The organism is Sphaerisporangium sp. NPDC049002, assembly GCF_040649355.1.
Lineage (GTDB): Bacteria > Actinomycetota > Actinomycetes > Streptosporangiales > Streptosporangiaceae > Sphaerisporangium.
Window position 1 is genome coordinate 18,623 of the sequence record NZ_JBEZFH010000074.1, and the last position, 13,108, is coordinate 31,730.

Sequence of the window (13,108 nt, forward strand, 5' to 3'; positions counted from 1 at the left end):
CTAAGTACCTGTTAGTACACTGGCGGCATGAGCGCGCAACCGCACGAGTTCACCCCCGAAGGCCCCCTGCCGGAGAAGAATCTGCGCGCCATCCGCAGAGCGTTGGTCGTGCCGCAGGACCGAGATGGGTTCGACGCGGGTCTTGACGTCGTCTTGGCTGAGGTCCGCGCCAGTTTGGACCTCGGCCGGCTAAGCGAGTTCATCCATACCTGGTGGCTTATCGCGTGCGACTCGATCAAGGATCCGCAGGGTCGTAGAGATCTCTACGAGCGGTCTGCCCGTGTCCAGAAACTGGCTGACGTCGGCAAGCCGCTCCCTCGGGGAGACAAGACGTGGCGCCAACTGCTGGCTGAGCGCGGGGTCGAGCGGTAGGTGTACTCGATCGTTGAGCCCGATCCTGTCGCTCAAGAACAGATCGCGGCCCTCCCCGAGGATGCCATACGGTATCTGGTCGGGGTGCTGGACTTGGTTGAGCTGGAGCCCTGGGCCGGCGGACCGCAAGCGCCCAGCAAGCCCGATGGCAACATGCGGGTCATGCCGTTTGGAGAGCGTGGACTCGTGACCTATCTAGTGTTGGAGCCCCAACGCGAGGTATACATCGTCCGCGTGCAGTGGATGTAGCTTGATCTTTGTTATCCAGTTGAAGATCATATCGAGCTCCAACTGCCCAGGTTCCATGTCTAGGCATGCATAGTGTCCCTCAACCCCTCGCCTGGACCGTGGCTGAGTGATATCTGGGTGACAACGGCCATGGACGAGCCCGGACGCGAGAGATCGCCATGGACGGTATGCCTAGGTCGGGGCGGGTTGCGTCAGTGGTAAAGCTGCTCCAGATTCTCCAGCAAGGTCTGGGTCTGCTGGGTTTCCGGAATGTCCGGGCCGCCTGGGCGAACGACCGCTCCAAGCCCATGGTGTGGGCCATCGACGGTAAGCGATACTCGCCGACCGGCCCTGGTCAGCCCGAGAACGGAGCAAGCGGCGGGCACGACCCGAGTATCGCCAGACGCGAGCCGTATAACTGACAGGGCGGGACGTGATGAGCGCGGTGTTCCTCGGCCATGTGGGCTATCGGCTTGACAGACGCTGCGACGGCCCGGCTACCATGGGTGATGCATGGCCCACTCGGGGTCATGAAGTGGAGCCGGGTTAACCTCCGCAGGTGGTGGCCCGGCTTTCGCGTGTTCGCAGACTACTCGGGCTCGCAGCCGATGTATTCGAGCACGGAGTCAAGTCCCCGGCCCGTCACGTCCTCATGGAGTGCCAGCAGTTTGGCCGTGCTGCTCACGATGACGTCCGCCAGCCAGAGTAGCGGCTCCTTCGCATAGGGAGCATGCCGGTACGCGAAGCGCGCCGGTCGTCCTGCCAGCCCGCCAAGAACCTTCCGGTCCTGTCGGTCCTGGCTTGCCTCCCGCTCGGCCACCACGACCTCACGGGCCTGGCGCGGCAGGTCCTGCGCCAGCCACGTCAGGGCACGCGCTCGCGCGGCTTCTTTGCGCTTCGGCCGTTCGAAGCGGCAGCCGTACACATGTGCTTCGACCGGCATGGCACCGTCTCCTTGATCAGTGCAGCACGGGTCGGCTCGTCCTCCATCGCCCAGTGCGGCGGGCGATGGAGGGAACCAGTGCCGACAGGTGACGTCTGATGACGTCCGCGATGCCCGGGTCCGCCACTACGAGACCGATCACGTACAGGCGGGCACCGGTGTGGATCGATTCGTCGATGTATCCGGCCAAAGTCGATGCGGGGGGATGCACGCGGTCATCATCTCGTAACCGTCCGGAGCTGGGTTGCTACTTAGGGTGAAATCGACTCTGGCTAATACGGGATGAAGCGGGAGCCGCTATCTCAGCCCTTTCACTACGTTCGCCCAGGGCCAGTCGCCGTTTGGGGGTCTGGGCGCCGCGCGGAGTGGCTCCGATGATGTGCCTGGGTCACCCCTGTCTGCCTCGGGGTGTCCGGTGATTTCGTGTACCGGTTCAATTCGGGCCGTTTGCGTAGCTCGGGTCGGGCCGCTGAGGATCACGCGGAGCGGTCCGGTTCGTGACAGGTCATCGGGCTGTCGCCGGTGTGTCTTGTCTGTGTCGTCGTAGGAAAGAAGCTGAACGCGGTGGTGAGAAGCTTTACCGTGTGCAGAGGTGACTTATTGTAGGCGATCGATAGCGGAGGGTGGGTATCGCCCATGTCTGGTCGGCAGACGTTGCTGAAGGTGTTGCTGATGAAGCGCCATCAGGAGACGCATCGGGCGTTCTGCTTGGAGTACGACAAGGTGGCCCGGAGCCTCGATCGCAACCTGATCGGGTCGTCGCCGAGCCGGGAGGCTTTCGGTCGCTGGCTCAAAGGCCACCTGAAGACCAAGCCGCATGCCGACCATTGCCGGGTCCTGGAGCGGATGTTTCCCGGCCACACCGTTGCGGAACTCCTCGCGCCGTACGACCCTGTAGGAAAGGACTCCGGCGTTCATGCCATGCGCCCCGACCCTCGGGAGGCGGCCACGAAACGGCGAGAAGTGTTCCAACTCGGCGCGACCACCTTGGCCCTTGGCCTAAGCGAGAGCATCTTGCGCGGCCCTGACCTGCTGGAACAGGTCCTCGATTCCGGCAACGTCGGCGAAGGCCGACTGCTGTCGCTAGAGAACGAAGCCGACCGGCTTGGAGAATCAGTCGTCAAGGTTCCGCCCGCCGGGCTCCTGCCAGAGGCGCTGCTTCAGTTGAACAGTGTCAGGGAGTTGCTCACCGGCCGCCAGTCGATAGAGGCGCAGCGCCGACTCGCGAGGGTGGGCTCGAAATTGTCCATCGTGGTGGGCGAAATCATGTTCTGTACCAACAACTTCCTGTTGGCTCGGCGCTGGTACGCAGCAGCTGCTCGTGCGGCGGAGGAAGCCGGCGACCGCTACATGGCGGACATCGCCTTGGCGAGTTCTGCATACCTCCCAACGTATGCGGGGGACCCACGCGGCACATTGGCTCGTGTTATGCCTCGGTTGGAACGCTCGGTAGGGGCCACTCCAGCAATCGCATGGCTCTGGGGGTTCGCGGCATTGGCCCACGCTACCCTTGGGGATCGCGCTGCTTTTGAGCGGGCGAATGACAGGTCCCGGGGCACGCTCGATCGATGTAGTGGTGACACGCTTCAGCCAGGAGTCTTCTCGTACCTTCCAGAGAAGCAGGCGTTCTACGAGGCTCGTGGTTGGGCAGACCTCGGCAACGTGGATGGGGCGGGCAGGGCTGCATCTCGGGCGTTGGCGGCGTTCGATCCGACCTTGACCACTAACCCGGCATTGGTGCGCTTCTCGCACGCGAGCGCCCTTGCCAAGTCGGGGCAAATCGAAGAAGCATGCTGCGTCGCCACGGCCGCGATTCGAGACCCGCATACCTACCAGAGCATCACCGTTGTTCTACGGGCACACGAATTCGATGCTTTGCTGGCTCCCACAGGGGCGGCGACTGCCGACTGGCGCGAGGCGCTGGCCGATGTACGAGCACCGGACCCGGCGACCCTCCTGAACACGTCATCACCGAGAGCCTGACCCGGTAGTTCAACCCTGTCACTACGTTCACTCAGGGCCGGCCGTCGTTTGGGGCGGCGACTGGCAGTCCGTACCCGTGGCGAACGCGATGGGTCAACCCCAACCACTCATGCTGGACGCCGCCGCTCGGGAGACCTTGGTGGGGGTGGCGCGCAACTCTGCCTCAAGCTCGGCGAGGACGTGTTGCGCCGCTGTTCTGATCCTTGCTCTGCGGCCGTTCAGTTCTTCTCCGAAGGCCCGCGCGGTCGGCCCCACCCAAACGGCCTGGCCACCGAACTGCGCGCAGACGGGATCGAGGGCGGTCTCCAGTACGTGGATGTGCGCACGCACGGCGGCGAGCGCCGTCTCCAGATCCCGATACTTCGGGTTCGGCACCAGATCGTCGTCAAGGGGCAACCCTGGCTCCCGCTGCGTGGAAGGATCGATGAAACTGTAGATACTAGATGGCGCAGGGGTTCTCACTGAGATTATGTGGGCTCGACCGGTTCCCGGCCAGACCTGGAGGCGAAAACGATGCTCGGCCTGACCAGTCCCGTAAAGCTCCGCCGCAAGGCCGCCGTACTCGCACTGCTCACGCCCTTGACCCTAACTGCCTGCACATCCGACAAAGGCCCCACCGCGGCCCAAGCAGGGCAAACCTTGAAGAGTCACATACTCCAGCTGCTCAAGGAACGAAATGCCCAGGAGCTGACCATTACTGACCCCGGTGGCAAAGACATCGCTTGCGCTGACGGCAAAGCGAAGCAGACTTTTGCCGCTACTGGAAATGATCTTCCCGAGCGAAGTTCCGAAACCCTGCGCTCAATGTTGTTGGGCGCATTGAATCATGTGGCACCGTACAAGATCGTAAGTCCAGATGGACTAGATAAGCCAATCCGTGTATCCAGTGACTCGTTTAACACGATCCTGGTTCTGGACTCCTCGTCCAGTGGAGTTTATGTGGTTAGTGGCGAAACCACATGCCTACCTGAATCTTAATCTAAAGATGGGGGTATTCTAAGCCGCGAGCCTTATTAAATGTTCTATGGCCGTCGAATTGTGCGGCGAGATCCTCTGCTAGGCCCCCAAGTGCTCTTTTGTCATTGTCTTGACCGTTTTCGATCAGCCAACTTTCGAGGGCGTCCAAGCCCTTGTTTCCATGCTTGACGATATCTGAAAAGGGGCGCAGTCTTCCGCTGGAATCCGATATGGGCACCCCGGCCGGCCGGGTGGTCTCAAAGTCCTTAGGTGATATCTTTGGGGGAAAGCCCGCGTCTAGTAGGGACTGGGCTATAGCATGTCGACGTCCGAGGGTTTCCAGGTTGTCGGCTGATTGGATCTTGTCAATCTCCTTTTGTTCGCTGGCTTTGACGGTGTCGTAGGTTGACCACCCGGTGCTGAGTGCCGTCCACAGCACTGCTCCGGCTGTCTCTGGGACAAATAGTCCGAGTAGTCCCAGTCCGTTTCCTGAAGCCCAACTGAAGGCCTTGCTGGCCTGCTCTGCTGCGTCGTCCTTTTTCTTCCCAAGTGTCTCCGCTGCTGCCAGTTGTAGGCCGTGCGCATTCCCGAGTGCGCCGAATATATCGGCCAGACGTTCGGATTTCTGAGTCTTTATTATGTTCGGAACTTCTGCATTGATCAGCCGTCGAGCAAGATCCCCCATGCCATCCTTGAATGGCATTTGATCTTCTGTGCTATCGGCAAATGTTCTGATGAAGCGGTAAGTATCTGCCGGACTCAGCTGAAACATAGGTTTCAATCCGAGGATTCTAGAGGCCACGTTTCCGAGCGTGCTGAACGATAGCTGGGTCCTGTCGTGAGGGGTGGCACCTTGTGTGATCTCTGTCGCGTAGGCGCCCGCGATCTCGGCCAGGTGTATCCGGGTTCCCTGGCCGATGCTGAGCTGGCCGAGGGTCGTCATGACGGTGAAGGCGAACGCCGCCGCGTCTTTGCTGTGGTGGCCGTCCTTCTCGTCGTAGGCGCCGGAGGCGGCGGCCAGCATGCGCCCGAAGGCGTCGGCCTCACCGGCCAGCGCCGACGGGCCACTGGTGTGGGCGGTGAAGTCTTTGAGGAGCTTGATTAGTTTCGACTGGTCTTGTCCTGTGACAGTGCTCAGGGCGAGGCGTGCCGCGCCAGGGTTGTTTCCCAAGGCGTGGAGAAGTCCCGCGTTGACGTGGCGTGGCTTTCCGAGGCCCTGAGTCACGGCTACTTGAGCGAGCCATTTCGCGGGGAAGGATCCCGCACTCAGCAGCAGGCCGGCATTGACCTGATCAGCGCCGGACAGCGCGGTGTGCGCCAGCGAGTCCTTGATCTTGGAGAATCCGGGCACGTGGGACCCCGCTGAGACGGCGGTGCCGAAAGCCTGGCTGACGGTGCGCAGTATGCCGTCGTCGGATCGGGGTGGCGCGAGGGTCGCCTCTCCGGGAGGCGCGAGGTTGTGGCGCAGCGTCGCCGGAAGGTCGAGCGTGCCCTGCCGCCCGAGGGCCGCGAAGAACGCGGCGGTGTACTCGGGATCGTTGACATGTGCGGCAAGGGTGTCGACGATCCGCTGGTAGCTCTGGTCCCGGCTGAGGGGTGACAAGACGCCGGAGTCCAGCTTCTCGTATGTAGCGGCCAGCTCCGCGCCCAGGCGGCGTGCCTCCGCCGCAGGCAGAACGTCTTTCTCCTCGTAGGACATCAGGCCATTCGCCGCCCCCGGGGACCAGTCGGGGAGTTGGGCGGTGTTGTGGGCTAGTTTGCTGCGGCGGCGTAGGTCGGGGAGGTGTTCGTCGATCCAGCGTTCCACCTCGCCGATCGGGTCGAGCGAGGTGGCGGGTACGCCTTCGGTGGCGAACACCTGGCGGATCGCCTGCATGTGCTCGCCGATGAGCCCCCGGGCGTGCTCCATCTCGCTGATGAACCGGTCCATCAGCGAGGGATCGATCCCGGTGAACTCCGGTGACAGTGGCCCCGTTCCTGACGGCACGGTGTTCACGAGCTCACGCCCCCTCCGACGCCCCAGTTGCCGGACCACAAACCTAACGCAGTCGGCGGCGCGTGGAGAGGGCGTGTGTCAAACCGGGTGGCGTTCCGCGTAAGGGCGTCTGGCGGTTGTTCGCAGCCTCCGGCACAGCGACGGCCCCACGAGGACGGTTGTGGATACCAGGAGCAAGGCGACCGTGAGGACCAGGCCCGGGAGCGCGGTCAACTCGACGGCTGGGTACCGGCGGTGGAGGTCGGTGGCCATGAAGCAGAGCCGGATGACCGACGCGACGGTGAGACAGAGCGACATGGCGCCGCAGGCGGCGACCATGCGGTGGGGCTCGGCGGCGGCCAGTAAGACGAGAAGGCATGAAGCGACCAGCAGGGTGAGCGTCACCTGGCCTGCCGTGGTCACCTTGTCGCTGATGGACGCGTCGGACAGGTCCCACAGCGACAGGTGCCTGATCGTGTCGCTCCCGTCGCGAAGGTGATGGCGGAAGCGCATCCACGGCAGGGTGCCCGCGAAGAAGAGCAGGAGGACGAGGACCATCCCCCGGGCCGCCTGGGCGAGTCTGTGGGTGGGGTAAGGCGACCACGCGGAGGTTCCAGATTGTTCCGCGGGGTCCGGCGACGTCTGCTGGATGACGTCCCGCTCGTCCGACGAGTCGGCCACGGCCACCAGGGCGAGGCCGATTATGAGCGCGAGCGTCTCCACGAGCGCGGCGGTCGGGGCGGATCCCGGCGTGACCCACGCCGTGCTCCAGGGGAGGCGGCTGTGCGGCCTGGGGAGGGCCTGATGGAGCCACATGAGATTGAGGAAGCTCAGGATCGCTGACAGCAGAGTGCCCAGGATCATCGGGCGTACGGGGTTGAGCGCCGTGACCATGGCGAGGGAGAGGGCGAGTACCAGCATGCCGAGCGCGCTGGTGCCGTTCTCGCTGATGATCCGGAGGTCGGAGGTCGGCAGGTCCCACAGCGAGAGCACGGTGCCGGCGGACGGCTCAGCGGAGCGCACCCATGGTCGGACGCTGGTGGCCAGCAGCATCAGGGAGAGTCCGACGGACCACACGGAGTATCGGATGCGCTGGATGGCGGCGAAGGACTCGCAAGGGGTCGGGTCATCACTTCTCGGGTTCACCCGGCGACGCTAAGTCGCCGACGCGGCTGTCGGTGATGTCCGGATGGGTCGTGACACGGCACCCAGGCGTCGGATCGGTGTCGTCGCCGTGTCGCAATCGGTGGAGCTCTCGAAACGCGACCGCAGGTTCGGTCGGCGCGCCGAGCGCCGTTGTAGGCCCCCAGGAATGTTCGTTGGACGAGCGGCTGGGCGGTACGGGCCGGAAAGCAATTCCCCGATCATGCCTCGGGCGTGGTCTACCCCGGTGATCAAACCGGACCCGTGACCATTGCGGACCGGCTGATCATGATTTATCTCTTGTTCCACCCTTTTTCCATAAAATCTGACAACCCAAATGACAAATGTCAAATTCATGTAACAAATCTGGATTTGGGGTGGAAAGGTCTGACTTAGGTAGTCAATGTCGACTTTGCCGGTCCACCCGGACCGCAGAGTGGAGGATCCCCCCGTGCGCAAAACGCTCCTCACCATCCTCTTCGCAAGCTCCCTCGTCATGGCGGTGAGCCCGGCCACGGCCGCGGTGGACACCAGCCTCGCGCCCGCCGGCGACTACATCGTCGTGCTGCGGGACGGAGCCGATCCCTCGGCCGTCGCCAACACCCAGGCGCGGTCCAAGGGCGCGACCCTCAAGAACGTCTACAGTCACGCGCTACGCGGCTACTCGGCGCGGATGACCGCCGCCGCCGCGGCCGATCTCGCCCGTGACCCGCAGGTGCAGTTCGTACAGCCCGACGGCGTGGTGTCGATCGACGCCCAGACCCTGCCGACGGGGATCAACCGGGTCGACGCCGAGCTCAGCCCCACCGCCGCCATCAACGGCGTGGACACGCGCGTCAACGTCGACGTGGCGATCATCGACACCGGCATCCAGCTCACCCACCCCGACCTGAACGTCTACACGGCGGGCGCCAAGAACTGCAACAACGGGACCAGCGCCAACGACGGCAACGGCCACGGGACGCACGTGGCGGGCACGATCGGCGCGCTGGACAACACCAGCACCGTCGTCGGGGTGGCACCCGGCGCCCGGTTGTGGCCGGTGCGCGTGCTCAACGCCAGCGGCAGCGGCACCTGGTCCCAGGTCATCTGCGGCATCGACTACGTCACCGCTCACGCCTCCGAGATCGAGGTCGCGAACATGAGCCTCGGAGGCCTCGGAACCGACGACGGCAACTGCGGCAACACCAACGCCGACGCGATGCACCGCGCGATCTGCGCGGCCGTCGCGGCGGGCGTGACGTTCGTGGTGGCGGCCGGCAACGAGACGGACAACGCGGCCAACCACGTTCCCGCCGCCTACGACGAGGTCGTCACGGTCAGCGCGCTCGCCGACTACAACGGGCTTCCCGGCGGTGGAGCGGCGGCCACCTGCGCCAACTACGGCGCCGACGACACGCGGGCCAGCTTCTCCAACTTCGGCGCCGACGTGGACCTCATCGCCCCGGGCGTGTGCATCCTGTCCACGTGGACGGGCAGCGGGACCAACACCATCTCGGGTACCTCAATGGCCAGCCCGCACGTCGCGGGTGGAGCGGCCCTCTACAAGGCTACGCATCCGACGGCCGGTCCCGCCGCGGTGAAGGCCGCGCTCCAGGCGGCGGGAACGACTCTCGCCGGCATCCCGGAGAAGCTGCTGAACGTCTCCACGTTCTGACGCCGAGGTCCTGACGCCGAGGGCGTCCGACATCGAGCCGGGCGGGCCCACGGGCGCCACAGCGGGCGCCCGTGGGCCTCACCTGTCGTCAAGGGTCATCTCGGGCGGGGCGTCGCAGGCAGCTCGCCGGCCGTGAGGCCGCCGAGGTCGCGGTCGCTGAGGTCGGCGCGGCGGCCTGCCTCGCGTCCGGTGGCGTAGCCGTCGCGGTCCAGAGCGGTCGCGCGGGCAGGCCGCAGGCCGGGGAAGCGGCGGTCGAACTCGGCCCGCACCAGGGCCGTACGGTCCAGGAGTACGAGCTCCGCCCCTGTTCCCGCGACCTGTTCGGCCACCTCGGCCACGCGGTCGCGGAGCTTGGCGGAGACGCCCGAGCCGAAGCCGACGTAGAAGGCCCGCCGGAAGTCGGCGGCGGCGCGGGCGCGCCGGTCCTTGGCCGTGACCGTTTCCAGCTCGCACGACGTGAACCGCCGGAGGGCGGGTCTGGCCTGGTTCTCCATCTGCAGGCTTATGGAGGGAAGCAGAACGCGCAGGCTGTCGAGGACGGCCTCCGGCCCGACGACCGTCATGGTGACGTGCCTCGCGCCGCGGATGCCCCGGCCCTTGACGCCGGTCCAGCGTTGCGCGCCCTTGCATCCGAGCGCGTCGCAGACGAGGTGGAGGGCCCAGCAGCGTTCGCGGGCGTGCCCGCCGCGGTTCGACACCTCGAACTCGATGCCGTCGATGGTCTCCGCGCGGCCCGTGGACCCCCGTCTCACGGCGGACGCGTCCAGGCCGTGCCTGAGCATCAGCGCAGCCGCGTGCGCGGAGGCGATCGCCGCCTCCTCCTCGCCCGTGCCGGGGTGCTCCGCCAGGTCCAGCAGCCGCCGGACCCGCTCCATGACCTTGGTCCTGGACGGCCCATCGGGGCCGGTCAGCGGACCCTCACCGGCGCACCGGGCGAAGGCCGGCCCTTCCCTGACGGTGTCCCCATCGCGTTCCCGCCCCCTCCGACGACCCGGCGGGTCACCAACCTAGCCCACGTCATGGTGGAGGGCCGGGCGCCTCCGGCCCACAGCGGGAATCGTCACGCCGCGATCGTGGATTCGTCGTGGTTCCGTCACTGGTTGTCCTGTTTTTGCAGCTACTGAGCACAATGCGTGATTGGCGAGGGTCGTCCTGGGTAGCCGTTCAATGGAAACGGTGACCGAACAGACGGTGGTGAAGAGATGGCATCGATGGTGGACCGCATCAAGGACTACCTGCGCAGCCCGAAGGGCCACGAGCAGGTCGAGAAGGTCAAGACGATGGCCAAGGACCAGCAGAACCAGCGCAAGCTGCGCGAGTTCATGGACAAGTGGCGCGGGCGCAAGACGCACAGATAGGACAGCCCGGACACGATGTAGAGGATCCAGGGAATGCCCCGAGGGTTCCAGCAGGTTCCCGGGCGTCCAGGACGTACGCGAACGTCCTGGACGTCCCGGTCGTAGGGACCCGGCTGCCGGTGCGGGCGCGAGGAAGATCGGGATAATGGACGCGCGTGACCGGGCGTCGGCCGGGCCGCGCGCACGATGGGGATGATCGGGAGCCCGTGATCGCGGGGGGACCTGGGTGTCTGGCGGGTGGGGGGACCTGGCAGGCTTGCCAGTGAGACCGGAACGCGCATTCCCCCCGAGCCCCCGTGGAGGCTGACCTTGCAGGGACCTCTCAGTGACGTCGTCGTCCTCGACCTGTCCCGTGCTCTCGCCGGGCCGCACGGAGCGCAGATGCTCGGCGACCTGGGCGCCACGGTGATCAAGGTGGAACATCCGGACGGCGGCGACGAGTCGCGTGGCTGGGGCCCGCCCTTCGTCGGCCCCTCGGGTGACATCTCGACGTATTTCCTCTCGGCCAACCGCAACAAGCGTTCCATCGCGCTCGACCTCAAGTCCAAGGAGGGGGCAGAGCTCCTCACCCGGCTGATCAAGCAGAGCGACGTGCTCGTCGAGAACTTCCGTACGGGCGTGCTGGACCGGCTCGGCTTTCCCGTGGAGCGTCTTCACGAGCTCAATCCGCGCCTGGTGATCCTCTCCATCACCGGCTTCGGCCACGACGGCCCCGAGGGCGGCCGTCCCGGGTACGACCAGATCGCGCAGGGCGAGGCGGGGCTGATGAGCCTCACCGGCCCCTCGCCCGCGGAGCCGTACCGCGTCGGGGCCTCGATCGCCGACCTGCTCGCGGGCATCCACGGGGCGTACGGCGTGCTGGCCGCGCTGTACGAGAGGGAGCGCACCGGCAGGGGCAAGGTCGTGCGCACGTCCCTGCTCGCCTCGGTCGTGGGCGTGCACTCCTACCACGGGACGGCCTGGACGGTCGGCGGCAAGGTCCCGGGGGCGGGCGGCAACCACCACGCCTCCATCGCCCCGTACGGGGCGTTCCACTGCGCCGACGGCATGATCCAGATCGCGGTCGCCAACGACGCGCAGTGGCGCAAGCTCGCCCCGATCCTCGGCATCGACCCCGCCACCCCGAAGTACGCCGTCAACAGGGAGAGGTTCGCGCACCGCGACGAGCTGATCGCCGACATGGAGAAGGCGCTGACCGTCCATGACCGCGCCCACTGGCTGGCCGAACTCGCCGGCGCGGGCATCCCGGCGGGGGCGATCCGCACCCTCGACGAGGTCTACGCCTGGGACCAGACGCGCTCGCAGGATCTCGTCGTCACGGTCGAGCACCCGGAGCTCGGCGTCATCGAACTGCCGGGATCGCCGCTGAGGTTCGACGGCGAGCCGCCCGCCGAGCACCTCGCCCCGCCCGCGCTCGGCCAGGACACCCAGGCCGTGCTCGACTGGCTGGCGAAGCGGGAAGCGTGATCCGGCCGGTGATGGGAGGCCGCCGATGAGCCCGGCCCGTCCGGACGCCAACACCCTCATCCACACGGTCCTCGACCCCGGTTCCTGGAAGTCGTGGGACGAGCCCACCGTGGACCCCGCGCCGCCCGGCTCCCCGTACGCGGAGGAGCTGGCCTTCGCGCGCGCGAAGACCCGCTACGACGAGTCCGTGGTGACCGGCGAGGGGCTGCTGGGCGGACGGCGCGTGGCGATCATGGCCTGCGAGTTCTCCTTCCTCGCCGGGTCGATCGGGGTGGCCGCCGCCGGGCGGCTGGTCCGCGCCGTCGAGCGGGCGACGGCCGAGAGGCTGCCACTGCTCGCCGCCCCGGCCTCGGGCGGCACCCGGATGCAGGAGGGCGCGCTCGCCTTCGTCCAGATGATCAAGATCAGCGCCGCCGTCTCCGCCCACCGCGCCGCCGGCCTGCCGTACATCGTCTATCTCCGCCATCCCACGACCGGCGGGGTGTTCGCGTCGTGGGGGTCGCTCGGCCACGTCACCGCCGCCGAGCCGGGCGCGCTGATCGGCTTCCTCGGCCCGAGGGTCTTCGAGACCCTGTACGGATACCCCTTTCCGCAGGACGTGCAGGTCGCGGAGAACCTGTTCAAGCACGGTCTCGTCGACGCCGTGGTGTCGGCCGAGAACGCCCGCGAGATCGCGATCCGCGCCCTGTCGGTCCTCTGCGCGCCCAAGGAGGTCGGGGAGCGCGGCGAGGGGCTCACGCGAGTGCCGGAGCCGGGTGAGCGGGCCGTCGCCGTGGAGGCCTGGGAGGCGATCAGCCGGTCGCGGCGCGACGACCGGCCCGGCGTCAGGGCCCTGCTCAAGCTGGGCGCCTCCGACGTCACCCCGCTGAACGGCACGGGCGTGGGCGAGAACGACCCCGGCCTGCTGCTCGCCCTGGCCAGGTTCGGCACGGCGCCCGCGGTCGTGCTCGGCCAGGACCGTCGCCAGCAGAGCGCGTGGACGAATGCCTGGGGCAGATTGCCCCGCAACTGCCGCTGACCGACGT

11 protein-coding genes and 1 pseudogene are annotated in these 13,108 nt (G+C 66.5%); 7 read left to right on the forward strand and 5 right to left on the reverse strand.

The window, feature by feature from the left end; translation table 11 throughout:
* The first annotated feature begins 27 nt into the window (after nucleotides 1–27).
* Nucleotides 28–372, forward strand: a complete 345-nt coding sequence (locus AB0B89_RS17055) for a DUF6247 family protein (protein ID WP_358553304.1) — start codon at nucleotides 28–30, stop codon at nucleotides 370–372.
* Nucleotides 373–1,189: 817 nt separating this feature from the next.
* Here the strand turns inward: AB0B89_RS17055 and AB0B89_RS17060 are convergent.
* Nucleotides 1,190–1,543, reverse strand: a complete 354-nt coding sequence (locus AB0B89_RS17060; protein WP_358553306.1) for a hypothetical protein — start codon at nucleotides 1,541–1,543, stop codon at nucleotides 1,190–1,192.
* A gap of 636 nt (nucleotides 1,544–2,179) precedes the next feature.
* Between AB0B89_RS17060 and AB0B89_RS17065 the strand changes: the two genes are divergently transcribed.
* A complete protein-coding gene (locus AB0B89_RS17065) occupies nucleotides 2,180–3,526 on the forward strand; it encodes a hypothetical protein (RefSeq protein ID WP_358553308.1) in 1,347 nt (448 codons plus the stop codon).
* A 93-nt stretch (nucleotides 3,527–3,619) separates the two neighbouring features.
* Here the strand turns inward: AB0B89_RS17065 and AB0B89_RS17070 are convergent, their stop codons facing one another.
* Complete coding sequence (locus tag AB0B89_RS17070) at nucleotides 3,620–3,922, reverse strand: hypothetical protein (protein ID WP_358553310.1); 303 nt, start codon at nucleotides 3,920–3,922, stop codon at nucleotides 3,620–3,622.
* A gap of 117 nt (nucleotides 3,923–4,039) precedes the next feature.
* On the opposite strand from AB0B89_RS17070, the gene AB0B89_RS17075 reads away from it, so the two are divergent.
* Entirely contained in the window at nucleotides 4,040–4,504 is a 465-nt protein-coding gene (locus AB0B89_RS17075) for a hypothetical protein (RefSeq protein WP_358553312.1), read from the forward strand.
* A gap of 1 nt (nucleotide 4,505) precedes the next feature.
* Here the strand turns inward: AB0B89_RS17075 and AB0B89_RS17080 are convergent, their stop codons facing one another.
* Both AB0B89_RS17080 and AB0B89_RS17085 read right to left on the reverse strand, forming a co-directional pair.
* Nucleotides 4,506–6,479, reverse strand: coding sequence for a DUF6571 family protein (locus AB0B89_RS17080; protein WP_358553314.1), 1,974 nt, complete (start codon nucleotides 6,477–6,479; stop codon nucleotides 4,506–4,508).
* Between the two features lie 78 nt (nucleotides 6,480–6,557).
* Nucleotides 6,558–7,604: a hypothetical protein gene (locus tag AB0B89_RS17085; RefSeq protein WP_358553316.1), complete on the reverse strand. Its 1,047-nt coding sequence runs from the start codon at nucleotides 7,602–7,604 to the stop codon at nucleotides 6,558–6,560.
* Between the two features lie 448 nt (nucleotides 7,605–8,052).
* On the opposite strand from AB0B89_RS17085, the gene AB0B89_RS17090 reads away from it, so the two are divergent.
* Nucleotides 8,053–9,258, forward strand: a complete 1,206-nt coding sequence (locus AB0B89_RS17090; protein WP_358553318.1) for a S8 family serine peptidase — start codon at nucleotides 8,053–8,055, stop codon at nucleotides 9,256–9,258.
* 95 nt (nucleotides 9,259–9,353) lie between these two features.
* Here AB0B89_RS17090 and AB0B89_RS17095 read toward each other — a convergent pair whose 3' ends face one another.
* On the reverse strand, nucleotides 9,354–10,133 hold the full coding sequence (locus AB0B89_RS17095) for a DUF2786 domain-containing protein (protein WP_358553320.1): 780 nt from the start codon (nucleotides 10,131–10,133) through the stop codon (nucleotides 9,354–9,356).
* A 327-nt stretch (nucleotides 10,134–10,460) separates the two neighbouring features.
* Between AB0B89_RS17095 and AB0B89_RS17100 the strand changes: the two genes are divergently transcribed.
* The 3 genes and pseudogenes from AB0B89_RS17100 to AB0B89_RS17110 form a co-directional block, all read left to right on the forward strand.
* Entirely contained in the window at nucleotides 10,461–10,616 is a 156-nt protein-coding gene (locus AB0B89_RS17100) for a hypothetical protein (RefSeq protein ID WP_358553322.1), read from the forward strand.
* A gap of 309 nt (nucleotides 10,617–10,925) precedes the next feature.
* The gene (locus tag AB0B89_RS17105) at nucleotides 10,926–12,083 is read left to right on the forward strand and encodes a CoA transferase (RefSeq protein WP_358553324.1); all 1,158 of its coding nucleotides are present in this window, start codon (nucleotides 10,926–10,928) and stop codon (nucleotides 12,081–12,083) included.
* A gap of 25 nt (nucleotides 12,084–12,108) precedes the next feature.
* Nucleotides 12,109–13,053, forward strand: a pseudogene (locus tag AB0B89_RS17110) (carboxyl transferase domain-containing protein); the annotation flags it as partial.
* Nucleotides 13,054–13,108: the final 55 nt, after the last annotated feature.

What these genes read in the sequence shown, in the direction of transcription:
- AB0B89_RS17075 (WP_358553312.1), top strand. Translation starts at nt 4,040, where the DNA reads ATGCTCGGCCTGACCAGTCCCGTAAAGCTCCGCCGCAAGGCCGCCGTA.
- AB0B89_RS17055 (WP_358553304.1), top strand. Translation starts at nt 28, where the DNA reads ATGAGCGCGCAACCGCACGAGTTCACCCCCGAAGGCCCCCTGCCGGAG.
- AB0B89_RS17095 (WP_358553320.1), bottom strand. Translation starts at nt 10,133, where the DNA reads ATGGAGCGGGTCCGGCGGCTGCTGGACCTGGCGGAGCACCCCGGCACG.
- AB0B89_RS17060 (WP_358553306.1), bottom strand. Translation starts at nt 1,543, where the DNA reads ATGCCGGTCGAAGCACATGTGTACGGCTGCCGCTTCGAACGGCCGAAG.
- AB0B89_RS17100 (WP_358553322.1), top strand. Translation starts at nt 10,461, where the DNA reads ATGGCATCGATGGTGGACCGCATCAAGGACTACCTGCGCAGCCCGAAG.
- AB0B89_RS17065 (WP_358553308.1), top strand. Translation starts at nt 2,180, where the DNA reads ATGTCTGGTCGGCAGACGTTGCTGAAGGTGTTGCTGATGAAGCGCCAT.